Origin of the sequence: Citrobacter sp. KTE30 (assembly GCF_000398825.1) — a bacterium.
In the GTDB taxonomy this organism is placed as follows: domain Bacteria; phylum Pseudomonadota; class Gammaproteobacteria; order Enterobacterales; family Enterobacteriaceae; genus Citrobacter; species Citrobacter freundii.
On the sequence record NZ_KB976055.1, the window covers coordinates 4,077,111 to 4,102,495 of the forward strand.

The window sequence follows — 25,385 nt, forward strand, 5'->3', positions numbered from 1 at the left end:
TTTTCAATCCCAACGTAAGCAAAAATATACGATGAATCTGAGTACTAAACAAAAACAGCACCTGAAAGGTCTGGCACATCCGCTCAAGCCTGTAGTTATGCTTGGCAACAATGGTTTGACCGAAGGGGTACTGGCCGAGATTGAACAAGCGTTAGAGCACCATGAACTTATCAAGGTGAAAATCGCCTCGGAAGATCGCGATACTAAAACCTTGATCGTGGAAGCTATCGTACGCGAAACCGGCGCCTGTAATGTGCAGGTCATCGGCAAAACGCTGGTACTGTATCGCCCGACTAAAGAACGTAAAATCTCGCTGCCACGCTAAGAATATCCCAAAGTTGAACACGAAGTTTGTGTAAAACGCGGGGTTTTCCGCTAGCAGGAGAGCAAAATGCCACGCTCTCTTCGTTGATAAAAGGCCGCTATGCGGCCTTTTTCCTTTCTTTACAATGTATCAACATCTTAACCAAGATGCGAATTACAGGTATTCTACCTTCGTCACTTCATATTCCACTTCGCCGCCCGGCGTTTTGATAACCACGACGTCATCCTGCTCTTTACCGATAAGGCCACGAGCGATAGGCGAGTTCACTGAAATCAGGTTCTGTTTAAAATCGGCTTCATCATCGCCGACAATACGCCAGGTCTGCTCTTCATCGTTATCGAGATTCAACACGGTAACCGTCGCGCCGAAAACAACGCGGCCATTGTTCGGCATTTTAGTAACATCGATTACCTGCGCGTTGGACAGTTTAGCCTCGATATCTTTAATGCGTCCTTCGCAGAAACCCTGCTGTTCGCGCGCCGCGTGATACTCCGCGTTCTCTTTCAGGTCACCGTGCTCACGCGCTTCAGCGATAGCGGCAATAATTTCAGGACGGCGCACAGATTTCAGAAAATCCAGCTCTTCGCGCAGTTTTTCAGCACCACGTAAGGTCATCGGGATAGCTTGCATTTGTTATACCTCTTGAACATTCCTGTAGGGGGCAGTTGCTCTCACCCCGGCTGCTAAGCCCACCCTGGCGAATGTCATGCCAGAGTCAGAAGCAAAAAAATACCGACCCGGGGCTCAAGGTCCCAGGTCAGCTACAATTCTCTATTTGATGATCATTTTACCCTGGAGTTCCTTATGGGTCATCGTTTACTTTTTGGGGCGTTGCGCCGTAGTATGACGGCCTGTTTCCAGGTTGTTAGCGCGAGATTATGCGATTTTCCAGATTTACCATCGGATTGACTGCCAGTATAGCGTTCAGTGTTCAGGCTGCGAACGTCGACGAGTATATCAATCAGCTCCCTGCCGGGGCCAACCTCGCCCTTATGGTACAGAAGGTTGGCGCACCTGCACCCGCTATTGATTTTCATAGCCAGCAGATGGCGCTGCCGGCCAGTACCCAGAAAGTGATCACCGCGCTGGCGGCATTGATTCAGCTCGGGCCTGACTTTCGTTTTACCACTACGCTTGAGACTAAAGGCAACGTGGAAGGCGGCGTATTGAAAGGTGACTTAGTGGCACGATTTGGTGCTGATCCGACGCTAAAACGCCAGGATATTCGCAATATGGTGGCAACCCTGAAAAAATCAGGCGTGACGCAAATTGCCGGAAATGTCCTGATCGACACCTCTATTTTCGCCAGTCATGATAAAGCGCCCGGTTGGCCCTGGAACGACATGACGCAGTGTTTTAGCGCACCGCCCGCAGCGGCTATTGTCGATAGAAACTGTTTCTCGGTTTCACTCTACAGCGCGCAAAAACCCAACGATCTCGCCTTTATTCGCGTGGCATCTTATTACCCAGTCACCATGTTCAGTCAGGTGCGTACTCTCGCCCGAGGTTCTGCGGAAGTGCAATATTGTGAACTGGATGTGGTTCCCGGCGATCTCAACCGCTATACGCTGACCGGATGCCTGCCCCAACGAGCCGATCCGCTGCCGCTGGCGTTCGCCATTCAGGACGGAGCCAGCTATGCCGGGGCGATTATCAAAGATGAGCTAAAACAAGCAGGTATCACCTACAGCGGTACGCTGCTGCGCCAGACGATGGTCAACGAGCCGGGAACGGTGGTCGCCAGTAAGCAGTCAGCGCCACTGCATGACCTGCTTAAGATTATGCTGAAAAAATCGGACAACATGATTGCCGATACCGTTTTCCGTATGATTGGTCATGTCCGATTTAACGTGCCAGGCACCTGGCGGGCGGGTTCTGATGCCGTACGCCAGATTTTGCGTCAGCAGGCGGGCGTTGATATCGGCAACACCATTATTGCCGACGGTTCAGGCCTCTCCCGGCATAACCTGATTGCTCCGGCAACCATGATGCAGGTGCTGCAATATATCGCTCAACACGATAACGAGCTGAACTTTATCACTATGCTGCCGTTGGCGGGGCACGACGGCTCCCTGCAATACCGTGCGGGTCTGCATCAGGCTGGTGTGGATGGCAAAGTATCGGCGAAGACAGGCTCGCTGCAAGGAGTCTATAACCTTGCTGGCTTCATTACCACGGCAAGCGGCCAACGCATGGCATTCGTGCAATATTTGTCTGGTTATGCGGTAGAGCCGGCTGACCAGCGTAATCGCCGTATTCCGTTGGTGCGCTTCGAGAGCCGGTTGTACAAGGATATTTATCAGAACAATTAGATTTTGAAGATGCCGGATGGCGCTTACGCTTATCCGGCCTACGCAAACTGGAAACAAAAACCCCGGCAACTTGTCCGGGGTTTTTCATGCGATTAACGCTTGTAGATGAACTCGACGCCTTCGTCGTCTTCTTCGTCCCAATCGTCATCCCAGTCATCTTCCGCTTCGTCTTCGACTTCAGCGAGCTGCTGGCGGTGATAATCATCCCACATGAACTCAACTTTCTCTGGCTGTTTCGCTTCTTCAGCCTGAACAATCGGGTTCTCGATAATAAAGGTCATCACATCCCAGCAAAGATCCTTCACGCCCAGCTGGCTGGCGGCAGAGATCAGGTAATATTTACCTTCCCAGCCCAGCGCTTCGGCGATCGCTTTCGCTTTCTCTTCCGCTTCAGCCTTGTCCATCAAATCAATTTTGTTGAACACTAACCAGCGCGGTTTAGATGCCAGATCCTGACTGTATTTTTCCAGTTCGCCAATAATGATACGTGCGTTTTCTACCGGATCGGAACCGTCAATCGGATCGATATCGATGAGGTGCAGCAACACGCGGCAACGTTCCAGATGTTTCAGGAAGCGGATACCCAGGCCTGCGCCTTCAGCCGCACCTTCAATCAGCCCCGGAATGTCGGCAACCACGAAGCTCTTTTCGTTGTCCATACGCACCACGCCCAGGCTCGGCACCAGGGTGGTGAAGGGATAATCAGCGACTTTCGGCTTCGCCGCAGATACTGCACGGATAAACGTCGATTTCCCGGCATTTGGCATACCCAGCATACCCACGTCTGCCAGCAGCATCAGCTCCAGCATCAGATCGCGCTTATCACCCGGCGTACCCATTGTTTTCTGACGCGGAGTACGGTTAACCGATGATTTGAAACGGGTGTTGCCCAGACCATGCCAGCCGCCTTTAGCGACCATCAGACGCTGACCGTGTTTGGTCATGTCGCCCATGGTTTCGCCCGTGCCCTGATCGATAACACGCGTACCAACAGGCACTTTAATCGTGACGTCTTTGCCACGCTTACCGGTGCAATCACGGCTCGCGCCATTCTGACCACGTTCCGCACGGAATGATTTTTCAAAACGGTAATCGATCAGCGTGTTCAGGTTTTCGTCGGCTTCCAGCCAAACGTCACCACCGTCACCACCATCACCACCGTCCGGACCGCCTTTTGGGATGTACTTTTCGCGGCGGAAGCTGACGCAACCATTACCGCCATCACCTGCAACGACCAGAATCGATGCTTCATCAACAAACTTCATTTTACTCTCCGTAAATCATTCGCCTGAGCGGGGTTGCGAAACCACCGTTTCATGCTTACGTAAACCGCCCCAAATTCGATGACCAATGGCGGAATACATCGCGCCCGCAACCACGATAAACGCACCGAGATAACCTAATAGGTTTAGCATCGGTCTGGCGAAGAAATCGGGCCAGGCCAGTGATAATAAATCTGAAAATAACAACGTAAACAGCGGTGTGAGCGTGATAATAGCGCTCACCTGCGCCGCCTGCCAACGCGCCATCGCTTCCGCAAGAGCGCCGTATCCTACCAGCGTATTCAGGCCGCAGAATACCAGGCATGCCAGCTGCCAGTCGCTGAGCTGCGTGATGACACCGGGTTTAGCCAGCGGCAACAACGCAATCGTACATAAAGTGTACAGTAAAAACAGGATCTGCGGTGATGCCAGGCGGCGCAATAACACCTTTTGCGCGACCCCATAGCTCACCCAAACCATCGCCGCACCGACACCAAAGATAACGCCCCAGGTGTAATCGGTGAGTCGGGTAAAAATTTCGATCAGACTGGTATTAAAAAACAGGACCAGGCCGCTCAGAAGCATAATGGCGCCAATTACTTGCGTGCCGCGCATCTTTTCTTTCAGGATAAAGACGCTGGCGATCATCATACCAACCGGTGACAGCTGACCGATAACCTGCGAAGCCGTTGGGCTCAAATACTGCAAGGATGAACTAAACAGAATGAAGTTACCGAACAGCCCACCGGTTGCGATAGCCAGCAACACCAGCCAACGCGCTTTGCGAAAAATACGCAACGGAGGGAGCTTTTTTTTAACCGCAAGAATAGCGCCAAGGCCAATGCTTGCCATTAAAAAACGGTAGAACACCACGGTAGGAGGCTCCATCACCTCCAGCACTTGCTTCATTGCTATTGGCAAAGCCCCCCAACATACTGCCGTTGTGAGTGCTAACAGAATACCAATGCCTGCCTGTTGCTTCATGCCGTATTCCCTGCAAGGGCTCGTTTCCGGGTTGTCACGGCGTGACGAGCGTATTTACCGGCCGTCGAATGTAAAAAGCCCCGCAACGTGTTGCGGGGCTTTTATCCGTTACCGGGACGCGAAAAACTTATTCAGCAACGATGCTGATGAATTTACGGTTTTTCGGGCCTTTCACTTCAAATTTCACTTTACCGTCTGCTTTAGCAAACAGAGTGTGGTCTTTGCCGCAACCAACGTTGGAGCCAGCGTGGAATTTAGTACCACGTTGACGAACGATGATGCTACCAGCCAGAACTGTTTCACCGCCGAAGCGTTTTACGCCCAGACGTTTAGCTTCTGAATCGCGACCGTTACGAGTCGAGCCGCCAGCCTTTTTATGTGCCATTTAATCTGCTCCCCTTAACTTAAGCGCTGATGCCAGTGATTTTCACATCAGTGAACCACTGACGATGGCCCTGCTGCTTACGGTAGTGTTTACGACGACGAAACTTAACAATTTTAACTTTCTCGCCACGACCGTGAGCAACAACTTCAGCTTTGATAACGCCGCCATCAACGAAAGGAACGCCGATTTTGACTTCTTCACCGTTTGCGATCATCAGAACTTCTGCGAATTCAACAGATTCGCCAGTTGCGATGTCCAGCTTTTCCAGGCGAACGGTCTGACCTTCGCTTACTCGGTGTTGTTTACCACCACTTTGGAAAACCGCGTACATAAAAAACTCCGCTTCCGCGCACACCTTTTTGATGATTCAGAGTGCGCTATAAATATTCACAATAGGGCGCGAATATTACGCAAAACGCGAGCCTTTGACAAGTGCTACCGTCAATACATGAAGAAAAAAAACACAACACGTACGGTAACGTTTATCTACGGCGTTTTTTCAGTACAATCAGCATATATTTATAACCCTAAACCCGACGTTACCTTCTCACACAGTAAGGTAATCGGGGCGAGAAGCCCGGCTTTTGCGATGAATTTAGAAAAAATCAATGAGTTAACCGCGCAAGATATGGCGGGGGTCAATGCGACAATCCTTGAACAGCTCAATTCTGACGTTCAGTTGATCAATCAACTGGGGTACTACATCGTTAGCGGCGGCGGAAAACGCATTCGCCCAATGATCGCCGTCCTCGCAGCGCGGGCCGTTGGTTACCAGGAAAATGCGCACGTTACGATCGCGGCCCTCATCGAGTTTATCCACACAGCGACCCTGCTGCACGATGATGTTGTGGATGAGTCAGACATGCGCCGTGGGAAAGCTACGGCAAATGCGGCGTTTGGTAATGCGGCCAGCGTGCTGGTTGGCGATTTTATCTATACCCGCGCATTTCAGATGATGACCAGCCTTGGCTCGTTGAAAGTGCTGGAAGTCATGTCGAAAGCAGTCAACGTCATCGCCGAAGGTGAAGTCTTGCAGCTGATGAACGTCAACGACCCAGACATCACCGAAGAAAACTATATGCGCGTCATCTACAGTAAGACGGCGCGGTTGTTTGAAGCGGCAGCCCAATGTTCAGGCATTCTGGCTGGCTGTAGCGAAGAACAAGAAAAAGGGTTGCAGGATTATGGCCGTTATCTCGGCACAGCTTTCCAGTTAATTGACGATTTGCTGGATTACAGCGCAGATGGCGAGCAGTTGGGTAAAAACGTCGGTGATGACCTCAACGAGGGTAAACCTACGCTGCCGCTGCTGCATGCCATGCGCCACGGTACTCCAGAACAAGCGCAAATGATCCGCCAGGCCATTGAGCAAGGTAATGGTCGTCACCTTCTGGAGCCGGTTCTTGAAGCGATGAACGCCTGTGGTTCCCTGGAGTGGACGCGCCAACGTGCAGAAGAAGAGGCAGATAAGGCCATCGCTGCGTTGCAGGTGCTGCCTGATACGCCGTGGAGAGAAGCGCTGATTGGTCTGGCACATATCGCCGTACAGCGCGACCGTTAATTCCCTACAGCATCCTCCCTCATCCCGTGCTCTGCACGGGATTTTTTTATAAGTTCTAGTACCCCCCCCACTCTCCTCCGGATAATCACGCAGAACCTTGGCATATTCTGAATATACAGACACTTTACATGAACATTTTAGAACATTCGTTCTTCGGGCGTTATAGTGTCGCCACAACCGATCGTGGAACCGTAAGTCGTTAACCAAAGGAGAGATGAATTTATGGAAAACAAGCTGATTGACTGGCATCCGGCCGACATCATCGCCGGACTGCGCAAGAAAGGGACCTCAATGGCCGCTGAATCACGTAAAAATGGATTGAGTTCATCAACGCTGGCAAATGCGTTAACGAGACCATGGCCAAAAGGTGAGTTGATTATCGCCCGGGCACTGGGAACTGATCCCTGGGTGATTTGGCCGTCACGCTATCACGATGCCAAAACGCATGAGTTCATCGACAGAACGCGGATGATGAGGAGTCGCAGAGAGAAAAAGAATCCGGAATGAACATTGAGCTGTAACCCCCGGCCAACTGAACTGGGGGTTACAAGAGACGTTGACGATTACTCGCCTTTCACGCGCTCAATGTTTGCGCCCAGCGCACGCAGTTTATCTTCGATGCGCTCATAGCCGCGATCGATGTGATAAATACGATCGACCACTGTTGTACCTTCAGCAATACAACCTGCCAGCACTAAACTTGCAGATGCACGCAGATCGGTCGCCATAACCTGTGCGCCTGAGAGTGTTTCCACGCCGTGGCAAATCACGGTATTGCTTTCGATTTCTGCGTGAGCGCCCATACGGCTCAGCTCAGGCACGTGCATAAAGCGGTTCTCAAACACGGTTTCCGTGATGAAGCCGGTCCCTTCTGCCACCAGGTTCAGCAGCGTGAACTGGGCCTGCATATCGGTAGGGAACGCCGGATGCGGCGCAGTACGCACATTGACCGCTTTCGGACGTTTGCCGTGCATATCAAGGCTGATCCAGTCATCACCCACTTCAATATCCGCACCCGCATCACGCAGCTTCGCCAGAACGGCATCCAGTGTGTCCGGTTGTGCATTACGGCAGATAATTTTGCCACGAGAAATTGCCGCCGCCACCAGGAAGGTACCGGTTTCGATGCGGTCTGGCAGAACGCGATACACACCGCCGCCGAGACGCTCAACGCCTTCGATCGTAATACGATCTGTGCCCTGGCCAGTGATCTTCGCGCCCAGCGCAATCAGGAAGTTCGCGGTATCCACAATCTCCGGCTCGCGCGCGGCGTTTTCGATGATGGTGGTGCCTTCGGCAAGCGTTGCTGCACACATGATGGTGACAGTCGCACCGACGCTCACTTTGTCCATGACAATATGCGCGCCTTTCAGACGGCCATCAACGGACGCTTTCACATAGCCTTCTTCCAGCTTGATAGTCGCGCCTAACTGCTCCAGACCGGTAATGTGCAGGTCAACCGGACGCGCGCCGATGGTGCAGCCGCCCGGCAGTGAAACCTGGCCCTGACCAAAGCGAGCAACCAGCGGCCCGAGCGCCCAAATGGATGCACGCATGGTTTTCACCAGATCGTACGGCGCACAGAAGACGTTCACATCACGCGCATCAATGTGCACGGAACCATTACGCTCAACTTTCGCACCCAACTGGCTCAACAGCTTCATTGATGTGTCAACGTCCTTCAGTTTCGGGACGTTTTGGATCTCTACAGGTTCTTCAGCCAGCAGCGCCGCAAACAGGATCGGCAGTGCGGCGTTTTTAGCGCCTGAAATTGTGACTTCGCCCTGGAGCTTGGTTGGCCCCTGAACACGAAATTTATCCATTATTCTGTTCTCTGTTAAGAATTTATCTTCGCTACCGGCACATCACCCGTAGCTCAAAAACCGTTAAGTTTGCGATCGCGCGCCCATTCCGCTGGGGTAAACGCCTTAATCGACACGGCATGAATGCGGTTGTCCGCAATGTACTCCATCAACGGGCCATAGACCGATTGCTGCTTCTTGACCCGGCTCATGCCTTCAAACATCTCACCCACGGCAATAACCTGAAAGTGACTGCCGTCGCCAGAAACGTGGACTTCCTGGAGGGAGAGTGCATTCATCAGCACGCTCTGAATTTCATTATTTTCCATGGGCTCTTCATTCGTCAGATAGTGAAAACAGCCCAACATCTTAGAGCAAAGTGGCGCTGTCATAAATAAGCAAAAAGCCTCGCTGATAAATCAGACAAGGCTTTAGTGGCAGATCCCCCTCAGGGGTTTTGCCGGATAGCGGCACAAGACCTTATCCGGCCTGGAAAAATTAACGCGGAAGGACGTCGTCAGGCAAATTGTAAAGCTGCGCCAGCGTGTACACTTTATCGTTAACACCAGTGAGCGAAACGCTGTTTCCCTGCTGCTTGCCTTGATTAATCAGATGCAACAGTAACGCCAGACCGCCGGTATCTACCCGGGATACCTGGTTCAGATCGATGCAGGATACCCCTTTCATCGCCTCAATTCGCGCATCCCATAAGGGATTTAACACGTCCTGATCCAGTTCTCCCACCAGCACCAGCTTGTCGCCTTCGCGCGTCCAGGTGAGTGACTGCGTCATTATTTTTTCTCTTCCAGAGTGATTTTCTGCTGAGAAATAGATTTCAACTGTGCCGTCAGGCCATCAATACCTTTGGTACGCAGCAGGTCGCTCCACTCATTTTGTTTGGTGGTGATCATACTTACGCCTTCGGCGATCATGTCATACGCCTGCCAGTTACCGGTCTGGGAGTTTTTACGCCACTGGAAATCCAGACGTACCGGAGGACGACCGTTTGGATCGATGATGGTTACGCGGATAGGTACGATGGTCGCATCACCCAACGGCTGCTCAGGGGCAATCTGATAAGTCTGGCCGTGGTACATCGCCAGTGCCTGGCCGTAAGCCTGCTTCAGATATTCACGGAATGCAGCAAAATAGGCTTCACGTTGGGCAGGAGTCGCATCTTTGTAGTAACGGCCCAGCACCAGCGCACCGGCATACTTAACCTGCACATAAGGCAGCAGTTCCTGATCGACGACCTGACGCAGGTAATCGGGGTTGGAACGGATTTTTGGTTGCTCGTTTTTCAGACGGTCAAAGGTCTTTTGCGCCGCCTCATCCATCAGTTTGTACGGGTTAGTCTGGTCTGCTGCGGTTGCCGCGCTAAGTGGAGCAATCACCAGCATAGCCACCATCATCAATCGTTTAAACATACGTCGATTCTCCTGATATTATTTCGTTGCGCCCGCAGGCGTAGTGGCTTCATTATTGCCTTCAGTTGCGGCTGGCGCATCGCCAGAATTCTTATTGTCATCACCTTTGCTGTTGCTGTTGTAAAGGAACTGACCAATCATATCTTCCAGCACCATCGCGGATTTCGTGTCCTGAATCGTACCGCCATCTTTGAGGATAGACGTTCCCAGCTCAGGATCTTCAAAACCCACGTTCAATGCCAGATACTGTTCGCCCAGCAGACCGGAAGTACGGATGCTCAGAGAACTGGTGTCAGGAATATGGTTAAAACGCAATTCGATTTCCAGCGTCACGCGCGGCAGGTACGTTTTCGGATCTAACGAGATGTCCGATACGCGTCCAACTACCACCCCGCCAATCCGCACCGGAGAACGCTCTCTCAGGCCGCCGATATTATCAAAGGTCGCATAAATCGTGTAAGTCGGCTCAGTACGCATTGAGGTAACGTTCGCCGCCTTCAGGCAGACAAACAGCGCAGCCAGCAGCGCAACCAGCAGGAATAACCCGACCCAAATTTCATTTTTTTTCGTTTGCATGAACTCAATTCCCAAACATCAGTGCGGTCAGCACAAAATCCAGCCCCAGAACGGCAAGAGAGGCGTGCACAACGGTGCGTGTCGTTGCCCGGCTAATCCCGGCAGAGGTCGGGATCGCATCATAACCATTGAACAATGCAATCCAGGTGACCGTAATGGCGAACACCACGCTCTTAATCAGACAGTTGACCAGGTCCAGACGCCAGTCGACGGCATTTTGCATAGCCGACCAGAAAAAGCCCGCATCAATACCCTTCCAGCTTACGCCAACCAGTGAACCACCCCAGATCCCCACGGCGACAAATATAATCGTTAGCAGCGGCAATGAAATGACACCGGCCCAAAAACGCGGAGAGATCACCCGGCGCAGTGGATCGACGGCCATCATTTCCAGGCTGGAAAGCTGCTCGGTCGCTCTCATCAGACCAATCTCTGCGGTTAAGGCCGATCCGGCTCGCCCGGCAAACAGCAGCGCCGCAACAACCGGCCCCAGCTCACGTAACAATGACAGCGCCACCAGCATACCGAGGCTGGTTTCCGCACTGTAGGTCGTCAGCACCAGGTATCCCTGCAATCCCAACACCATACCGATGAATACGCCTGACACAATAATGATCAGCATCGATAAGACACCGACATTATAGAGCTGGCGTATCAGCAGCGGCGCATGTTTGCGAAACTCCGGTTTGCCGACAACCGCATTGAACAACATTAATCCGGCTCGCCCGAACGTCCTGAGGGTTTTTATTCCTCGATGTCCGAGTGATGCCAGCGCATTTAACAACATGGGTGGCTTAACTCCCTGTTTAGAGTAAATCGATATGGTAGTCACCCGCCGGGTAACGGAACGGAACCGGTCCATCGGCAATGCCGTCAAGGAACTGGCGTACGCGCGGATCGGCATTTTCTTGTAGTGCCTGAGCACTACCGTAGGCCACTATTTTTTTGTCCGCCATTATATAGGCGTAATCCGCAATACTCAGTACTTCAGGCACATCATGGGATACCACCACACAGGTGACACCCAGCGCACTGTTCAGTTCTGAAATCAACTTCACCAGCACGCCCATGGTGATGGGATCCTGACCGACGAACGGCTCATCAAACATAATGAGGTCAGGCTCCAGCGCGATAGCACGCGCTAACGCAGCGCGGCGCGCCATCCCGCCGGATAATTCAGAAGGCATTAATTTGGCCGCACCCCGCAGACCGACGGCTTCGAGCTTCATCATCACCGTGCTCTTCAGCAACGGCGCTGGCAACGTCGTATGCTCGCGCAGAGGGTACGCAACGTTGTCAAACACATTCATGTCGGTAAATAGCGCACCTGACTGAAACAGCATACTCATGCGCTTACGCACGGTAAATAAACGCGAACGGGACATGGCCGGGACGTTCTCACCGTCAAACAGAATCTCGCCCTTATCCGGTGAGATCTGTCCGCCAATCAGACGCAACAGCGTCGTTTTGCCGATGCCTGATGGCCCCATGATTGCCGTCACTTTACCGCGCGGTACCGTCAGGGAAATATTATCAAAGATGCAGCGGTCACCCCGGGAAAAGCTGACATCGCGCATATCGACTAGATTCGCCACAGACTGCCCCATTGATTCATCCTTTACTATTGCCTTGTTGATCGAAGAGTTTGGCGCTCAATTTAGCCCTGAACTCAACATATTTACAGATTATTGCCTGTCCTGGTTAGCGAAAGCTGGCATTTGTTTTACTTTTTAGCCGCATAAAGTCAAAATTAAGACTTCGTTACGGCTTCCAGAAGATCCTTCAAGAGGACCGGCGAGTATACCTGAAGAAAGGACTTTAGATGCTTTTAGCGACGGCGCTGTTAATAATTGGTTTACTTCTGGTGGTCTACGGTGCCGACCGTCTGGTATTTGCCGCATCCATTTTATGTCGAAACGTCGGTATTCCCCCCATTATCATCGGAATGACCGTGGTCAGCATTGGTACGTCGTTACCCGAGATCATTGTCTCCGTTGCCGCATCGATGAATGGGCAACTCGATCTGGCTGTCGGGACCGCCATAGGTTCTAACATCACCAACATTCTGCTTATTTTAGGCCTGTCGGCGCTGATTCATCCTTTTACCGTGCATTCTGATGTTCTGCGTCGTGAATTACCGCTAATGTTGCTGGTAAGTATTTTAGCTGCATCCGTCCTGTATGACGGGCAGTTGAGCCGCAGCGACGGTTTCTTTCTTCTGCTCCTGGCCGTGCTATGGCTGCTATTCATTGTTAAAATCGCTCGTCTGGCCGAGCGACAAGGCAATGACAGCCTGACACGCGAGCAGATAGCTGAGCTGCCGCGCGAAGGCGGGTTACCCGTCGCATTTTTGTGGTTGGGTATTGCGCTGATTATTATGCCTATGGCTACGCGTATGGTGGTAGATAACGCTACCGTACTGGCGAACTATTTCGCCATGAGCGAACTCACCATCGGGTTGACGGTGGTCGCCATTGGTACCAGCCTGCCGGAACTGGCAACGGCGATTGCGGGTCTGCGTAAAGGTGAAAACGATATTGCCGTCGGTAACATTATCGGCGCGAACATTTTTAATATTGTTATCGTCCTCGGGCTACCGGCGCTGATTACGCCGGGCGAAGTCAATCCGATGGCCTTCGTCCGGGACTACAGCGTCATGCTGCTGGTGAGCGTTATTTTTGCATTACTCTGCTGGCGACGTCCGCGCCAGATTGGTCGCGGCGCGGGCGCGCTGCTGACCGGCGGTTTTATCATATGGCTGGCGATGCTGTATTGGTTATCGCCACTTCTCGTTGGATAACTGGAAACGCATTATGTCGCACTTAGAGTTGCAACCGGGTTTTGACTTTCAGCAAGCAGGCAAGGAAGTCCTGGCAATTGAACGTGAAGGCCTGGCGGAGCTTGATCAGTACATCAACCAAAATTTTACCTTGGCATGCGAGAAAATATTCAGTTGCCCGGGCAAAGTCGTGGTGATGGGAATGGGGAAATCCGGCCATATCGGGCGGAAAATGGCAGCCACATTTGCCAGCACCGGCACCCCCTCATTTTTTGTACACCCAGGCGAAGCTGCACATGGCGATCTGGGTATGGTCTCGCCGCAGGATGTGGTCATCGCCATCTCTAACTCCGGTGAATCCAATGAGATAGCGGCGCTGATCCCGGTATTAAAACGTCTTCATGTACCGCTTATCTGCATGACCGGTCGTCCGGAAAGCAGTATGGCGCGTGCAGCAGATGTGCATCTGTGTGTTAAAGTGCCCAAGGAAGCTTGTCCGTTAGGCCTGGCGCCGACCAGCAGCACGACAGCAACACTGGTGATGGGCGATGCCCTTGCGGTGGCATTATTAAAAGCGCGCGGCTTTACCGCGGAAGATTTTGCATTGTCTCATCCCGGTGGCGCACTGGGCCGTAAGCTTTTACTGCGCGTTAACGATATTATGCATACGGGCGACGAGATCCCGCATGTAACCAAAAACGCCAGCCTGCGTGACGCCTTAATTGAGATCACGCGTAAAAATCTCGGCATGACCGTCATTTGCGATGATGCCATGAAGATTGACGGTATTTTCACCGATGGTGATTTACGTCGTGTCTTCGATATGGGCGTTGATGTACGCCAGTTAGGCATTGCCGATGTGATGACCCCTGGAGGCATTCGCGTGCGTCCGGGTATTCTTGCCGTCGATGCCCTGAACTTAATGCAGTCCCGCCATATCACCTCGGTAATGGTTGCTGATGGCGACCAGTTACTCGGTGTGTTACATATGCATGATCTGCTACGTGCAGGTGTAGTGTAAGAAACTCAAGGATAACGAAAATGAGTAAAGCAGGTGCGTCGCTTGCGACCTGTTATGGACCCGTCAACGCAGACGTTATCACCCGGGCAGAAAACATCCGTTTGCTGATCCTGGATGTGGATGGCGTACTGTCTGATGGTCTGATTTATATGGGCAACAACGGTGAAGAGCTGAAGGCTTTTAACGTCCGCGATGGTTACGGAATTCGCTGTGCGCTCACTTCCGGTATTGAGGTTGCCATTATTACCGGACGAAAGGCTAAACTTGTAGAAGATCGCTGTGCCACTTTGGGGATCACCCACCTGTATCAGGGGCAGTCAGACAAACTGGTTGCCTTTGGCGATCTCCTTAGCAAACTGGCGATCGCGCCGGAGAATGTCGCCTACGTTGGCGATGACCTGATCGACTGGCCGGTGATGGCACAAGTGGGATTGAGCGTTGCGGTGGCAGATGCCCACCCTTTGCTGATCCCGCGGGCCGATTATGTCACCCGTATTAATGGGGGACGTGGCGCTGTGCGTGAAGTCTGCGATTTATTACTCCTGGCGCAGGGCAAACTGGACGAGGCCAAAGGGCAATCGATATGAGCAAAACCAGACGTTGGGTTATCATTCTACTGTCGCTGGCTGTCCTTGTGATGATTGGTATTAATCTGGCAGACAAAGAGGACACCGCTCAGGTCGTCGTCAATAACAACGAGCCAACCTATAAGAGCGAACATACTGATACCGTCGTGTATAGTCCGGAAGGCGCGCTGAGCTATCACTTGATCGCACAACACGTTGAATATTATTCGGAACAAGCGGTTTCATGGTTTACTCAACCAGTATTAACCACATTTGATAAGGATAAAGTACCGACCTGGACGATCAAGGCCGATAAAGCCAAATTGACCAACGATCGGATGCTGTATCTGTACGGCCATGTTGAGGTTAACGCCCTGGTGCCTGACTCTCAACTACGCAGAATTACGACCGATAACGCGCAGATTAACCTGGTGACACAAGATGTCACTTCCGATGATCTGGTGACGTTGTATGGCACAACATTTAACTCCAGCGGACTGAAGATGCGCGGCAACTTACGCAGCAAGAACGCTGAGCTGATTGAAAAGGTTAGAACCTCATATGAAATCCAAAACAAACAAACTCAGCCTTAATCTTGTACTTGCCAGCTCACTTCTGGCCGCCAGCATTCCGGCATTTGCCGTCACCGGCGATACCGAGCAGCCGATTCACATTGAGTCGGACCAGCAGTCCCTGGATATGCAGGGCAACGTGGTAACGTTTACTGGCAACGTGATTGTGACTCAGGGCACCATCAAAATTAACGCCGATAAAGTCGTCGTGACCCGTCCTGGCGGCGAAGACGGCAAAGAAGTGATTGACGGCTATGGCAATCCAGCGACGTTTTACCAGATGCAGGACAACGGTAAACCGGTTAAAGGCCGCGCCTCGCAGATGCACTATGAACTGGCGAAAGACTTTGTCGTGCTAACCGGCAAGGCGTATCTGGAACAGCTCGATAGCAACATCACGGGCGATAAGATCACCTATCTGGTAAAAGAGCAGAAAATGCAGGCCTTCAGCGATAAAGGCAAACGCGTCACCACCGTTCTGGTTCCGTCGCAGTTGCAGGACAAAAACAAGGCTCCGGCAGAGAAAAAAGGTAACTGATTCGTTATGGCAACATTAACTGCAAAGAACCTTGCAAAAGCCTATAAAGGCCGTCGTGTGGTGGAAGATGTCAGTCTGACCGTCAACTCCGGGGAGATCGTCGGTCTGCTCGGTCCTAACGGTGCAGGCAAGACAACAACCTTTTACATGGTGGTCGGCATTGTCCCGCGCGATGCGGGTAACATTATCATTGATGACGAAGACATCAGCCTGCTGCCTCTGCATGCACGCGCGCGTCGCGGCATCGGCTACTTACCGCAGGAAGCATCGATTTTCCGTCGTCTGAGCGTGTTTGATAACCTGATGGCGGTACTGCAAATTCGTGACGATCTGACCAGCGAGCAGCGGGAAGATCGCGCCAACGAGCTGATGGAAGAATTCCACATCGAACACCTGCGTGACAGTATGGGGCAGTCGCTCTCCGGTGGTGAACGACGCCGCGTGGAGATCGCCCGCGCACTGGCCGCTAATCCGAAATTTATCCTGCTGGATGAACCGTTTGCCGGTGTTGACCCGATTTCCGTTATTGATATCAAACGGATCATCGAACACCTGCGCGACAGCGGCCTTGGCGTGCTGATTACCGACCATAACGTCCGCGAAACGCTGGCAGTGTGTGAGCGCGCCTATATCGTGAGTCAGGGGCACCTGATCGCGCACGGCACGCCAACAGAAATACTGCAGGATGAGCACGTTAAGCGCGTATACCTTGGGGAAGACTTCAGACTCTGATAGGGTAGAAGACTTCACGTCACCGCAGGAGAAAACAACTCTGAACATGAAGCAAGGTTTGCAACTCAGGCTTAGCCAACAACTGGCGATGACGCCTCAGCTACAACAGGCTATCCGTCTGTTGCAGCTGTCCACGCTGGAACTTCAGCAAGAACTTCAGCAAGCGCTGGAAAGTAACCCACTGCTCGAGCAAACCGATCTTCACGACGAAATTGATACCCAGGAAAAACAGGACAGCGAAACCCTCGACACCGCCGATGCTCTCGAACAAAAAGAGATGCCTGAGGAGCTGCCGCTTGACGCCAGTTGGGATGAGATTTACACCGCCGGGACGCCTTCGGGCACCAGCGGAGATTACATCGACGACGAGCTGCCTGTGTATCAGGGTGAGACCACGCAATCACTACAGGATTACCTGATGTGGCAAGTGGAACTGACCCCGTTCTCGGATACCGATCGCGCCATTGCGACATCCATTGTGGATGCGGTAGACGAAACCGGTTATCTCACCGTGACCCTGGACGATATTCTCGAAAGCATGGGCGATGACGACGTCGGTATGGACGAAATCGAAGCCGTGCTTAAACGCGTTCAGCGCTTTGATCCCGTAGGCGTGGCCGCCAAAGATCTCCGCGACTGCTTACTAATCCAACTTTCGCAGTTTGATAAAGCCACACCGTGGCTGGAAGAAGCGCGTCTGATCATCAGCGATCATCTCGATCTGTTAGCCAACCATGACTTCCGCACGCTGATGCGCGTGACCCGACTGAAAGAAGACGTGCTAAAAGAAGCCGTCAATCTTATTCAGTCACTGGATCCAAGGCCTGGGCAGTCGATCCAGACTGGCGAACCAGAATACGTTATTCCGGATGTGCTGGTGCGTAAGCATAACGATCGCTGGGTGGTCGAACTCAACAGCGACAGCATCCCACGACTGCAGATTAACCAGCACTACGCCGCTATGTGCAATAGCGCGCGCAACGATGCCGACAGTCAGTTTATACGTAGCAATCTACAGGATGCGAAGTGGCTGATTAAAAGCCTGGAAAGCCGCAATGATACACTGCTGCGCGTAAGTCGCTGCATCGTGGAGCAACAGCAAGCCTTCTTTGAGCAAGGTGAAGAGTTTATGAAACCGATGGTGCTGGCGGATATCGCCCAGGCCGTCGAGATGCACGAATCGACCATTTCCCGTGTGACCACGCAAAAGTATCTGCACAGTCCGCGCGGCATTTTTGAATTGAAGTATTTCTTTTCCAGTCACGTTAATACTGAAGGTGGAGGCGAAGCCTCATCCACGGCGATCCGTGCGCTGGTGAAGAAATTAATTGCTGCGGAAAACCCCGCGAAACCACTGAGTGACAGCAAGTTAACCTCTATGCTGTCAGAACAGGGTATCATGGTGGCACGCCGCACCGTTGCGAAGTACCGAGAGTCTTTATCCATTCCGCCGTCTAACCAGCGCAAACAGCTGGTCTGACCCAACCGATAAGGAAGACACTATGCAGCTCAACATCACTGGAAACAACGTCGAAATCACTGAAGCCCTGCGCGATTTTGTTAATACAAAATTTGCCAAGCTTGAACAATATTTCGACCGGATTAATCAGGTCTATATTGTGTTGAAAGTGGAGAAGGTTACACATATCTCGGATGCAACGCTGCATGTGAACGGTGGCGAAATTCATGCCAGCGCGGAAGGTCAGGATATGTACGCCGCCATTGACGGTTTAATTGATAAACTGGCTCGGCAGTTAACAAAACATAAAGATAAACTGAAACAGCACTAACTTGTCCGGGCAGTTAGCGGGTGCAGGACGGCCTGTTGTGTAGCACAACGGGCCATTTGTACAGTTAGCGCTTAGGTGAAATTATGACAAATAACGATACGACTCTACAACTGAGCACTGTTCTTAACCAGGAATGTACACGCGCAGGTGTTCACTGCCAAAGCAAGAAACGCGCACTGGAAATCATCAGTGAACTGGCGGCAAAACAGCTCAGCTTGCCTTCTCAGGTGGTATTTGAGGCCATTCTGACGCGTGAAAAAATGGGCAGTACCGGCATCGGTAATGGTATTGCTATCCCGCATGGAAAGCTGGAAGAAGACACGATGCGCGCGGTTGGTGTGTTTGTGCAACTTGAAACGCCTATCGCCTTCGACGCTATTGATAATCAGCCAGTCGATCTGCTGTTCGCCCTGCTGGTTCCGGCGGACCAAACCAAGACGCATTTGCATACGTTGTCACTGGTCGCAAAACGTCTGGCGGATAAAACCATCTGTCGTCGTCTGCGCGCCGCACAGAGTGACCAGGAGTTGTATCAAATCATCACGGACACCGAAGGTGGACAGGATGAAGCATAACAACCCAATGGCATCCTTTTTTGTCGTTGTGAGGAGAAACAGTACATGGTACTGATGATCGTCAGCGGCCGTTCAGGGTCAGGTAAATCTGTCGCTCTGCGTGCGCTGGAAGATATGGGTTTTTACTGCGTGGATAACCTTCCCGTAGTGCTGTTGCCCGATCTGGCTCGTACTCTGGCCGATCGCCAGATTTCTGCGGCCGTCAGCATTGATGTGCGCAACATGCCTGAGTCCCCGGAGATTTTCGAGCAGGCAATGAACAATCTGCCTGAAGGCTTCTCACCACAGCTGCTGTTCCTTGATGCTGACCGTAACACGCTGATTCGTCGCTACAGTGACACGCGTCGCCTGCACCCACTCTCCAGCAAGAACTTGTCTCTGGAAAGCGCTATCGATAAGGAAAGCGATTTGCTTGAGCCTTTGCGCTCTCGCGCTGACCTGATCGTTGATACCTCCGAAATGTCCGTACACGAACTGGCGGAAATGTTGCGTACCCGACTGTTGGGCAAACGTGAACGTGAATTGACGATGGTTTTCGAATCCTTTGGTTTCAAACACGGTATCCCGATTGATGCGGATTACGTCTTTGACGTGCGCTTCCTGCCTAACCCGCACTGGGATCCGAAGCTGCGCCCAATGACCGGTCTTGACCGCCCCGTCGCCGCGTTCCTCGACAGGCACACAGAAGTACACAATTTTATCTACCAGACGCGCAGCTATCTTGAGCTATGGTTACCCATGCTGGAGACCAACAACCGTAGCTATCTCACCGTAGCCATCGGTTGTACCGGCGGGAAGCACCGTTCGGTGTATATTGCAGAGCAGCTGGCAGACTACTTCCGCTCACGCGGTAAAAACGTGCAGTCACGCCATCGTACGCTGGAAAAACGTAAATCATGACCGTGAAGCAAACCGTTGAAATCACTAATAAGCTGGGCATGCATGCCCGTCCAGCTATGAAACTGTTTGAATTGATGCAGGGTTTCGAAGCAGAAGTTTTGCTGCGTAATGATGAAGGAACGGAAGCCGAGGCCAACAGCGTTATCGCTCTGCTGATGCTGGATTCAGCCAAAGGGCGTCAGATAGAAGTTGAAGCCACAGGTCCGCAGGAAGTTGAAGCCCTTGCCGCAGTGGTTGCCCTGTTTAATTCAGGGTTCGATGAAGATTAGTCCTTTTTCTTTTCATCCTGCAAGGATACTCAGACAATGCAACCTGAGCATCAAATAGCTGTAGGCTGTGACCTGAAAAATTGAGGATAAAGAGGCCCCGCTATGGGTAAAAGCTCGAATGCAGTGCACTTATTTCCCACGCTCTGATGCGGGCAATCCCAAATCAGGGTCGCAGCGCATATGATCCCAGCCGGTGTAGTTTTTGACTTCCGGGACTTTATTGGGGATGCCCTGCCAGTTTGTTTCCTCTGAAAAAGTTAACCAGCCATTCGGTCTACTTACTGATGCCCATGAAGTATAATTTTTTCCCCAGTAGCTGTTATCGTTTGTACCATTATCCCTCGGGCGGAGGTGGTGCTTTACTCCGTCATAAACATAATTGATACCTTCGCCACCCGGCTGAAGGCGGGGATCGTCAAAAGGTTTTGAGCTTATATACAGATCGCCCTGTCTGGTCAGCAGAAAACCCTGGTCGTTGACTACCGTGAAGGAGTCAACATTTTCACGGATGGGATGCCAACTACCATAACGTTTAGCTCCCCCTCCGGGAGAGAATCGTGCCGTTCCCCAGGTCTGACCGTAATTGCGGGAAATTAAAATGCCTGATATATCATCCCAGGGAATGGCAATATATCTTTCCGACGGATGGATATATTTGAACGTTGAAACCCTGAAAATGGGTGTATCGCGCGCCACTACTTCCGCACGGATCCCCCTATGTGTATCGTTGTACCAGAGCGCGCCTTCGCAATAAAAACCTTCCAGTTCCAGATAACGGTGATCGTCAAACCGGTAAACCACCTGAGTGGGTGGTTTACGTGATTTGCGGTTATCCGCGTGGCATGCCGTCAGCAGGCTGATACCCAGCATGACTGCGGTAAAGTGAGTTATTTTCATTTCTGATTTTCCTGTTCAGACCTGTGGCTCCGGCATATCCCACTGAAGGTTATCCACCACCTGGTTTCCTGTATTCCGTTTGTCGCCAGGTTTTACTTTCTGGCGAGGGCCATAATCATTCACCACACCATTTTTCCCTGTTGGCATTGGCTTTTCACCTGTTTCAGGCTTGTTCATCATTGGCTTGATGGCTCTGGGCAAGATTCCTTTGGCGTAATATTCCTTTGTATCTCCATCAGGATTTCCCGGCCTGCGCCAGTCCGCTTGTAATAACAACCCCTTCCAGAAAGCCTCATCTGAAAACGCCTCGTTACTCCCGATCGCCAGGTCATACGGCACCGCCTGCACCTGTACATCCGGGCTGCACACCACTGACGAGTGCTGGCTGTAAGTCGCCTTATAATTTGCCACCACATCCAGTTCGTCGTCATTCGCATAACGCTTTACTCTCAGTTGCTGCGACGGGCCGTAATCGCCTTCCACCCGACCGCTGACAACATCCATCCGGTGACGTGCGCTCAGTTCGGCAAGCTGCGCTGCATTCAGTGGCTTATCGTTGTGCAGGTAGCGGAACGCCGCCGTATCCGGTACTTCCAGCATCTCTTCCGGGAAGTCTTCCGCTTTCCTTGCCGCCCTGGCGATGTCCGGGTCGTTACCTGTCAGCTTCGCTTTGTAGCCCTCTTTTTGCCCCTGAAGCTCAAATACGAAGGGTTCCGGCAGCACTGCGCCGCTTATGGTGACATCCTGGTACGTATATTTCACATCCTGGGCAGGAATTTCGGGGTCATCCTGTTTAGCTTGCGGCATCACAAAGTGATAACCGGTCTTATCACCGACACTGACATCCTTGCAGAAGGCCCGCTGGCGTAAATTCTCCCCTGTCTGCATACTGATGTTATCCGGGATGCCGCGCCAGCCCATCCCCTGAACCGGCAGCATCGACACCACCTGGTCGTTGGGGCAGAAATAGTTGTGGACCAGTCCGAAGTTATTACGGTTGTAGGTTGCCGCAACCCATTTTGCCTTCCCGCTGTCTGACAGGCACCCCAAGCTGAACAACTGTTCGGTCTCGTCTGCACTGTGGGACTGACCGCCGTTATACCGGGCGTTATCGCCCATAACCTGGCAGAAGTGCGCCAGCGTCTGCTGGCGTGCCTTATCCGTCTGCTGGTTGCCTGGCTGGGCGTTTTCCAGAGTGCGGCTTTCCAGTGAATAAGGGGAATTATTGAGGATTACGCAGTCCACAGGGGCTTCGCCTTCCACTTTCACCCACAGGTTTGCCAGCATGGTGACAATGGTGCCCTGACTGTGGGCAACAATATTGATCGTATCTTTTTCTGTTGGCTTATTTCGCCGGATTGCCAGAATCAAATCCGCCAGCCGTCGTGCGGCATACGCCTGGTAGATACGGTGTGGGTTGGCATAAATTGGGTGGCTCCAGTCGCCGTAATTCATCTTCGAGCGGGATATCGCCCCGACTACATCCAGCGCCGCGCCGTTAGCCCCCGGCCCGAACATATCGGGAATACTGGTAGTCGCGTTGGCGAAAGTACCGCCACCTTTGGCACAGGCTTTTTTATCCAGCCAGTTGTTCAGATTATCGATGTTTTCGCCGTTATGGGCATGGCGGATTTTTTCATTGTCCTGCTGATACGTATCGTAGGGCAGATCCGTCTTATCCCGTTTTTCGCGCAATTCAGCACGATAACGCTGCTGATCGGCTTCCCAGGTGGCTTTGTCCACCGGTTTATATCCCCAGTAGAAAGGGATAACCGGTGAATGGGCAACTTTACCCTCCACATCCGTAATCATGAACTCATCAGGATCCCACAGGTGCGGATGCAGATCGGTGCGTCCCAGCCGCTCATTCAGCCCGGCGCATATTCCCGTATCCTGGTTCTGGTAGGCTTCACCCACATCATTCACACCATGTACCAGAATCACGATACAGGGCATGGCCGATTTTTCATCTTCGTTTTCATTGTTCCACGGTGGTATATATGACTCATCTTCCAGCTCCGGCAACGGTGGAAGATATTCCTGCATCAGGCCCGCCATATTGGCCGTATTGCCGTGGTTCATGAACAGCTTATCCGTCAGGCGGCATGCAGGCTTTCCCTCAAAGAACACATCGAATGAATGCGATATCCACTCCGTCTCCGCTTTATTGGTCCCGGAATTCACGCCGCCCATGCTGCCCGCTTCGTCGAATACGCTGCGGGCAAACTGCGACCCCATGTTGGCTATCATGTTGCCGCCATCTGCAAATACGCTGACCGTACCTTTCACCAGGTCTGCCGAATATGCTTCATTTTCATACGAAATCGGTACGCCAACGGGAGGTGTTTTACAGACATCGGGCAGCGTGTTGTGGCTGACGCCGCCGCTGCCTTTGTGGCACAGCGTTAATCCATTGATGTTGATGGTCACCATACTGATACCGGTTCCTTTATTGCTAGCATTAGCTATTTCGCTTGTAGGGCACAATAACGCGGACGGTACAGTGAAGAAGTGAGATCCAGGTGATATGACTTAAATTCGGAAAACATTTAGTAAACAGAGGATTTTTAAAAATTAACTACATAGCTTCGCAGAAAAGCTGAATTATATTACCTATTCATTTTATTAAATTTTAAACATAGAAGCCTGATATCCTGCACTTATCAGTGCTTACAAAAAACAGCGGCAGCATCGACTAATACAACTTATTTTCCCGCATAAACGACTCACCGCCTAACTGGCGCATTTGACGCATGATCCACGCCTGGCGGCTACGCACATAACCAGAAGGCGCATTCGCTTTAAAACGCAAAGGATTAGGTAATACCGCCGCCAGCAAGGCCGCTTCAGACAGACTCAACCGACTGGCAGGCTTATGGAAATAGCGCTGCGCCGCCGCCTCCACGCCAAAAATCCCATCGCCAAACTCAGCGATATTCAGGTAAACGGTCAGAATACGTTTCTTGCTCCAGACGGTTTCCATACCCAGCGTTAGCCCGGCTTCAAGACCTTTACGTACCCAGCTACGTCCATCCCACAGAAAGAGGTTTTTCGCCGTCTGTTGCGATAACGTCGACGCCCCGCGAATACGGTTTTCATTGCGTTCATTGTGCGCCAGCGCTTTCTCTATGGCGGAGACATCGAATCCCCAGTGCTCGGGAAACTTCTGGTCCTCCGCGGCAATGACGGCCAGTCCCATCCAAGGTGAGATCTCGTCCATGCTCACCCAGTCTGAGTGCGCCACATAACCAAAATCACCGGACAGCCATGCGCCCAGTTGCCGTTCAACCATCACCGCAGAGAAAGGCACAGGCATCACGCTGAAAAGTGTGATGCCCCCGCCCCAGAATACGCCGAGGACAATGACCGCCCGCAGAAAGATACGTCGCAGAAAGGCGGTAACTCCTGTTCTCATTCAGCCAGCACCAGCACACGCGATACCAGTTTATCGATGCCACTCGCAGCCTGAGCAATGTCCTGCGCCAGCATATAGGCGGGCGTGGTGACGATTTTATTGTCTTCATCGACGACAATGTCATCAACCGGACAAGGCACATGTTCAGCGCCCATCTCTTCCAGCACCTCTGCCGTATCGATATCAGTACCGATGGTCAGACGCAGCGGGAAATCAAAAATTTTAGGTAACATAGCGGGCGCAATGCACATAAATCCCAGCGGCTTACCCGCCTGATGCATGGCCACCGCCAGCGCGGCTAAGTCGCTATCAACCCGGCATTCGCTGCCCTGACTGGCAAAATTGCTCAGATTTTTGGCCGCACCAAACCCACCCGGCACGATCAACGCATCCAGTTCCGCTGAGACTGCCTGAGCGAGCGGGCGAATTTCACCGCGTGTTAGACGTGCGGCTTCAATCAGTACATTACGCGTTTCCAGCATCGGCTCGCCGGTCAGATGATTAATCACATCCGCTTGCTGTTTATCCGGAGCAAAGCAGACGGCCTGAGCGCCGTTGCGGGCAATGGCCAGAAGCGTGAGAACAGTTTCATGGATCTCTGCACCGTCATACACGCCGCATCCACTGAGCACTACACCCACTTTTTTCATCGTGATACTCCTTTCTCAACTGGCTGAAACATATTAGTTATTATGAT

General features: G+C 52.1%; 31 protein-coding genes. 15 read left to right on the plus strand and 16 right to left on the minus strand.

Annotated features, from left to right (window positions below; all coding sequences use genetic code 11):
• Positions 1-31: 31 nt before the first annotated feature.
• Complete coding sequence (gene yhbY, locus WC1_RS03890; RefSeq protein WP_003025016.1) at positions 32-325, plus strand: ribosome assembly RNA-binding protein YhbY; 294 nt, start codon at positions 32-34, stop codon at positions 323-325.
• 153 nt (positions 326-478) lie between these two features.
• On the opposite strand, the gene greA is transcribed toward yhbY, so the two are convergent.
• Entirely contained in the window at positions 479-955 is a 477-nt protein-coding gene (gene greA / locus WC1_RS03885) for a transcription elongation factor GreA (RefSeq protein WP_003025019.1), read from the minus strand.
• Between the two features lie 248 nt (positions 956-1,203).
• Between greA and dacB the strand changes: the two genes are divergently transcribed.
• Positions 1,204-2,637, plus strand: a complete 1,434-nt coding sequence (gene dacB, locus WC1_RS03880) for a serine-type D-Ala-D-Ala carboxypeptidase (RefSeq protein ID WP_016151053.1) — start codon at positions 1,204-1,206, stop codon at positions 2,635-2,637.
• A gap of 92 nt (positions 2,638-2,729) precedes the next feature.
• On the opposite strand, the gene cgtA is transcribed toward dacB, so the two are convergent.
• The 4 genes from cgtA to rplU all read right to left on the minus strand — a co-directional run bounded on the left by cgtA (position 2,730) and on the right by rplU (position 5,599).
• Positions 2,730-3,902 carry an Obg family GTPase CgtA gene (gene cgtA / locus WC1_RS03875; protein ID WP_003025024.1) on the minus strand — a complete coding sequence of 391 codons (1,173 nt, stop codon included), beginning with the start codon at positions 3,900-3,902 and terminating at the stop codon, positions 2,730-2,732.
• Positions 3,903-3,917: 15 nt separating this feature from the next.
• A complete protein-coding gene (locus WC1_RS03870) occupies positions 3,918-4,883 on the minus strand; it encodes a DMT family transporter (protein WP_003025028.1) in 966 nt (321 codons plus the stop codon).
• A gap of 127 nt (positions 4,884-5,010) precedes the next feature.
• On the minus strand, positions 5,011-5,268 hold the full coding sequence (gene rpmA, locus WC1_RS03865; protein ID WP_003025030.1) for a 50S ribosomal protein L27: 258 nt from the start codon (positions 5,266-5,268) through the stop codon (positions 5,011-5,013).
• A 19-nt stretch (positions 5,269-5,287) separates the two neighbouring features.
• On the minus strand, positions 5,288-5,599 hold the full coding sequence (rplU, locus tag WC1_RS0122955) for a 50S ribosomal protein L21 (RefSeq protein WP_003025032.1): 312 nt from the start codon (positions 5,597-5,599) through the stop codon (positions 5,288-5,290).
• A gap of 258 nt (positions 5,600-5,857) precedes the next feature.
• Between rplU and ispB the strand changes: the two genes are divergently transcribed.
• Both ispB and sfsB read left to right on the plus strand, forming a co-directional pair.
• Positions 5,858-6,829: an octaprenyl diphosphate synthase gene (ispB, locus tag WC1_RS0122960; protein WP_003025033.1), complete on the plus strand. Its 972-nt coding sequence runs from the start codon at positions 5,858-5,860 to the stop codon at positions 6,827-6,829.
• A gap of 222 nt (positions 6,830-7,051) precedes the next feature.
• Positions 7,052-7,336, plus strand: a complete 285-nt coding sequence (sfsB, locus tag WC1_RS03860; protein ID WP_003839952.1) for a DNA-binding transcriptional regulator SfsB — start codon at positions 7,052-7,054, stop codon at positions 7,334-7,336.
• A 56-nt stretch (positions 7,337-7,392) separates the two neighbouring features.
• Here the strand turns inward: sfsB and murA are convergent, their stop codons facing one another.
• The 7 genes from murA to mlaF all read right to left on the minus strand — a co-directional run bounded on the left by murA (position 7,393) and on the right by mlaF (position 12,241).
• Positions 7,393-8,652, minus strand: a complete 1,260-nt coding sequence (murA, locus tag WC1_RS03855) for a UDP-N-acetylglucosamine 1-carboxyvinyltransferase (protein WP_003839949.1) — start codon at positions 8,650-8,652, stop codon at positions 7,393-7,395.
• Positions 8,653-8,705: 53 nt separating this feature from the next.
• Positions 8,706-8,960, minus strand: coding sequence for a BolA family iron metabolism protein IbaG (gene ibaG / locus WC1_RS0122965; RefSeq protein ID WP_003025040.1), 255 nt, complete (start codon positions 8,958-8,960; stop codon positions 8,706-8,708).
• 169 nt (positions 8,961-9,129) lie between these two features.
• On the minus strand, positions 9,130-9,423 hold the full coding sequence (gene mlaB, locus WC1_RS03850; protein ID WP_003025045.1) for a lipid asymmetry maintenance protein MlaB: 294 nt from the start codon (positions 9,421-9,423) through the stop codon (positions 9,130-9,132).
• The gene (gene mlaC / locus WC1_RS03845) at positions 9,423-10,058 is read right to left on the minus strand and encodes a phospholipid-binding protein MlaC (RefSeq protein WP_003025047.1); all 636 of its coding nucleotides are present in this window, start codon (positions 10,056-10,058) and stop codon (positions 9,423-9,425) included. The genes mlaB and mlaC overlap by 1 nt, the downstream gene beginning before the upstream one ends.
• 18 nt (positions 10,059-10,076) lie before the next feature.
• Entirely contained in the window at positions 10,077-10,634 is a 558-nt protein-coding gene (gene mlaD / locus WC1_RS03840; protein WP_016151054.1) for an outer membrane lipid asymmetry maintenance protein MlaD, read from the minus strand.
• 4 nt (positions 10,635-10,638) lie between these two features.
• Positions 10,639-11,421: a lipid asymmetry maintenance ABC transporter permease subunit MlaE gene (gene mlaE / locus WC1_RS03835; protein WP_003025053.1), complete on the minus strand. Its 783-nt coding sequence runs from the start codon at positions 11,419-11,421 to the stop codon at positions 10,639-10,641.
• 19 nt (positions 11,422-11,440) lie between these two features.
• The gene (gene mlaF, locus WC1_RS03830) at positions 11,441-12,241 is read right to left on the minus strand and encodes a phospholipid ABC transporter ATP-binding protein MlaF (RefSeq protein ID WP_003025057.1); all 801 of its coding nucleotides are present in this window, start codon (positions 12,239-12,241) and stop codon (positions 11,441-11,443) included.
• A gap of 215 nt (positions 12,242-12,456) precedes the next feature.
• Between mlaF and WC1_RS03825 the strand changes: the two genes are divergently transcribed.
• The 11 genes from WC1_RS03825 (at position 12,457) to npr (ending at position 20,376) form a co-directional block, all read left to right on the plus strand.
• On the plus strand, positions 12,457-13,434 hold the full coding sequence (locus WC1_RS03825; RefSeq protein WP_003839941.1) for a calcium/sodium antiporter: 978 nt from the start codon (positions 12,457-12,459) through the stop codon (positions 13,432-13,434).
• 13 nt (positions 13,435-13,447) lie between these two features.
• Positions 13,448-14,434: an arabinose-5-phosphate isomerase KdsD gene (gene kdsD / locus WC1_RS03820; protein WP_003025063.1), complete on the plus strand. Its 987-nt coding sequence runs from the start codon at positions 13,448-13,450 to the stop codon at positions 14,432-14,434.
• Between the two features lie 20 nt (positions 14,435-14,454).
• Positions 14,455-15,021 (plus strand): 3-deoxy-manno-octulosonate-8-phosphatase KdsC, encoded by a 567-nt coding sequence (gene kdsC, locus WC1_RS03815; protein WP_016151055.1) that lies wholly within the window; start codon positions 14,455-14,457, stop codon positions 15,019-15,021.
• On the plus strand, positions 15,018-15,593 hold the full coding sequence (lptC, locus tag WC1_RS03810) for an LPS export ABC transporter periplasmic protein LptC (protein ID WP_003025068.1): 576 nt from the start codon (positions 15,018-15,020) through the stop codon (positions 15,591-15,593). Before kdsC ends, lptC begins: the two co-directional genes overlap by 4 nt.
• Entirely contained in the window at positions 15,562-16,110 is a 549-nt protein-coding gene (gene lptA, locus WC1_RS03805) for a lipopolysaccharide ABC transporter substrate-binding protein LptA (RefSeq protein ID WP_003025070.1), read from the plus strand. Before lptC ends, lptA begins: the two co-directional genes overlap by 32 nt.
• Before the next feature lie 6 nt (positions 16,111-16,116).
• Positions 16,117-16,842, plus strand: a complete 726-nt coding sequence (lptB, locus tag WC1_RS03800) for an LPS export ABC transporter ATP-binding protein (protein ID WP_003025073.1) — start codon at positions 16,117-16,119, stop codon at positions 16,840-16,842.
• A 46-nt stretch (positions 16,843-16,888) separates the two neighbouring features.
• Positions 16,889-18,322 carry an RNA polymerase factor sigma-54 gene (gene rpoN / locus WC1_RS03795; protein WP_003025074.1) on the plus strand — a complete coding sequence of 478 codons (1,434 nt, stop codon included), beginning with the start codon at positions 16,889-16,891 and terminating at the stop codon, positions 18,320-18,322.
• A gap of 22 nt (positions 18,323-18,344) precedes the next feature.
• Positions 18,345-18,632: a ribosome hibernation promoting factor gene (hpf, locus tag WC1_RS03790; RefSeq protein ID WP_003025078.1), complete on the plus strand. Its 288-nt coding sequence runs from the start codon at positions 18,345-18,347 to the stop codon at positions 18,630-18,632.
• Positions 18,633-18,715: 83 nt separating this feature from the next.
• Positions 18,716-19,207: a PTS IIA-like nitrogen regulatory protein PtsN gene (gene ptsN, locus WC1_RS03785; RefSeq protein WP_003025083.1), complete on the plus strand. Its 492-nt coding sequence runs from the start codon at positions 18,716-18,718 to the stop codon at positions 19,205-19,207.
• 45 nt (positions 19,208-19,252) lie between these two features.
• On the plus strand, positions 19,253-20,107 hold the full coding sequence (gene rapZ / locus WC1_RS03780; protein ID WP_003025085.1) for an RNase adapter RapZ: 855 nt from the start codon (positions 19,253-19,255) through the stop codon (positions 20,105-20,107).
• Complete coding sequence (gene npr / locus WC1_RS03775; protein WP_003025086.1) at positions 20,104-20,376, plus strand: PTS phosphocarrier protein NPr; 273 nt, start codon at positions 20,104-20,106, stop codon at positions 20,374-20,376. Before rapZ ends, npr begins: the two co-directional genes overlap by 4 nt.
• 129 nt (positions 20,377-20,505) lie before the next feature.
• On the opposite strand, the gene WC1_RS03770 is transcribed toward npr, so the two are convergent.
• The 4 genes from WC1_RS03770 to elbB all read right to left on the minus strand — a co-directional run bounded on the left by WC1_RS03770 (position 20,506) and on the right by elbB (position 25,338).
• A complete protein-coding gene (locus WC1_RS03770) occupies positions 20,506-21,273 on the minus strand; it encodes a T6SS immunity protein Tli3 family protein (protein ID WP_016151056.1) in 768 nt (255 codons plus the stop codon).
• Positions 21,274-21,288: 15 nt separating this feature from the next.
• The gene (locus WC1_RS03765; protein WP_016151057.1) at positions 21,289-23,706 is read right to left on the minus strand and encodes a DUF4150 domain-containing protein; all 2,418 of its coding nucleotides are present in this window, start codon (positions 23,704-23,706) and stop codon (positions 21,289-21,291) included.
• A 262-nt stretch (positions 23,707-23,968) separates the two neighbouring features.
• Complete coding sequence (mtgA, locus tag WC1_RS03760) at positions 23,969-24,688, minus strand: monofunctional biosynthetic peptidoglycan transglycosylase (RefSeq protein WP_016151058.1); 720 nt, start codon at positions 24,686-24,688, stop codon at positions 23,969-23,971.
• A complete protein-coding gene (elbB, locus tag WC1_RS03755) occupies positions 24,685-25,338 on the minus strand; it encodes an isoprenoid biosynthesis glyoxalase ElbB (protein WP_016151059.1) in 654 nt (217 codons plus the stop codon). Before elbB ends, mtgA begins: the two co-directional genes overlap by 4 nt.
• Positions 25,339-25,385 lie beyond the last annotated feature (47 nt).

Excerpts from the sequence above, each read along its gene's own strand:
- mtgA (WP_016151058.1), bottom strand. The coding sequence starts at position 24,688 with ATGAGAACAGGAGTTACCGCCTTTCTGCGACGTATCTTTCTGCGGGCG.
- yhbY (WP_003025016.1), top strand. The coding sequence starts at position 32 with ATGAATCTGAGTACTAAACAAAAACAGCACCTGAAAGGTCTGGCACAT.
- dacB (WP_016151053.1), top strand. The coding sequence starts at position 1,204 with ATGCGATTTTCCAGATTTACCATCGGATTGACTGCCAGTATAGCGTTC.
- lptB (WP_003025073.1), top strand. The coding sequence starts at position 16,117 with ATGGCAACATTAACTGCAAAGAACCTTGCAAAAGCCTATAAAGGCCGT.
- WC1_RS03765 (WP_016151057.1), bottom strand. The coding sequence starts at position 23,706 with ATGGTGACCATCAACATCAATGGATTAACGCTGTGCCACAAAGGCAGC.
- rapZ (WP_003025085.1), top strand. The coding sequence starts at position 19,253 with ATGGTACTGATGATCGTCAGCGGCCGTTCAGGGTCAGGTAAATCTGTC.
- WC1_RS03770 (WP_016151056.1), bottom strand. The coding sequence starts at position 21,273 with ATGAAAATAACTCACTTTACCGCAGTCATGCTGGGTATCAGCCTGCTG.
- kdsD (WP_003025063.1), top strand. The coding sequence starts at position 13,448 with ATGTCGCACTTAGAGTTGCAACCGGGTTTTGACTTTCAGCAAGCAGGC.
- murA (WP_003839949.1), bottom strand. The coding sequence starts at position 8,652 with ATGGATAAATTTCGTGTTCAGGGGCCAACCAAGCTCCAGGGCGAAGTC.
- cgtA (WP_003025024.1), bottom strand. The coding sequence starts at position 3,902 with ATGAAGTTTGTTGATGAAGCATCGATTCTGGTCGTTGCAGGTGATGGC.
- sfsB (WP_003839952.1), top strand. The coding sequence starts at position 7,052 with ATGGAAAACAAGCTGATTGACTGGCATCCGGCCGACATCATCGCCGGA.
- rplU (WP_003025032.1), bottom strand. The coding sequence starts at position 5,599 with ATGTACGCGGTTTTCCAAAGTGGTGGTAAACAACACCGAGTAAGCGAA.
- elbB (WP_016151059.1), bottom strand. The coding sequence starts at position 25,338 with ATGAAAAAAGTGGGTGTAGTGCTCAGTGGATGCGGCGTGTATGACGGT.
- npr (WP_003025086.1), top strand. The coding sequence starts at position 20,104 with ATGACCGTGAAGCAAACCGTTGAAATCACTAATAAGCTGGGCATGCAT.
- lptA (WP_003025070.1), top strand. The coding sequence starts at position 15,562 with ATGAAATCCAAAACAAACAAACTCAGCCTTAATCTTGTACTTGCCAGC.
- rpmA (WP_003025030.1), bottom strand. The coding sequence starts at position 5,268 with ATGGCACATAAAAAGGCTGGCGGCTCGACTCGTAACGGTCGCGATTCA.
- rpoN (WP_003025074.1), top strand. The coding sequence starts at position 16,889 with ATGAAGCAAGGTTTGCAACTCAGGCTTAGCCAACAACTGGCGATGACG.
- ispB (WP_003025033.1), top strand. The coding sequence starts at position 5,858 with ATGAATTTAGAAAAAATCAATGAGTTAACCGCGCAAGATATGGCGGGG.
- mlaD (WP_016151054.1), bottom strand. The coding sequence starts at position 10,634 with ATGCAAACGAAAAAAAATGAAATTTGGGTCGGGTTATTCCTGCTGGTT.
- WC1_RS03870 (WP_003025028.1), bottom strand. The coding sequence starts at position 4,883 with ATGAAGCAACAGGCAGGCATTGGTATTCTGTTAGCACTCACAACGGCA.
- WC1_RS03825 (WP_003839941.1), top strand. The coding sequence starts at position 12,457 with ATGCTTTTAGCGACGGCGCTGTTAATAATTGGTTTACTTCTGGTGGTC.
- kdsC (WP_016151055.1), top strand. The coding sequence starts at position 14,455 with ATGAGTAAAGCAGGTGCGTCGCTTGCGACCTGTTATGGACCCGTCAAC.
- ibaG (WP_003025040.1), bottom strand. The coding sequence starts at position 8,960 with ATGGAAAATAATGAAATTCAGAGCGTGCTGATGAATGCACTCTCCCTC.
- mlaF (WP_003025057.1), bottom strand. The coding sequence starts at position 12,241 with ATGGGGCAGTCTGTGGCGAATCTAGTCGATATGCGCGATGTCAGCTTT.
- lptC (WP_003025068.1), top strand. The coding sequence starts at position 15,018 with ATGAGCAAAACCAGACGTTGGGTTATCATTCTACTGTCGCTGGCTGTC.
- mlaC (WP_003025047.1), bottom strand. The coding sequence starts at position 10,058 with ATGTTTAAACGATTGATGATGGTGGCTATGCTGGTGATTGCTCCACTT.
- greA (WP_003025019.1), bottom strand. The coding sequence starts at position 955 with ATGCAAGCTATCCCGATGACCTTACGTGGTGCTGAAAAACTGCGCGAA.
- mlaE (WP_003025053.1), bottom strand. The coding sequence starts at position 11,421 with ATGTTGTTAAATGCGCTGGCATCACTCGGACATCGAGGAATAAAAACC.
- ptsN (WP_003025083.1), top strand. The coding sequence starts at position 18,716 with ATGACAAATAACGATACGACTCTACAACTGAGCACTGTTCTTAACCAG.
- hpf (WP_003025078.1), top strand. The coding sequence starts at position 18,345 with ATGCAGCTCAACATCACTGGAAACAACGTCGAAATCACTGAAGCCCTG.
- mlaB (WP_003025045.1), bottom strand. The coding sequence starts at position 9,423 with ATGACGCAGTCACTCACCTGGACGCGCGAAGGCGACAAGCTGGTGCTG.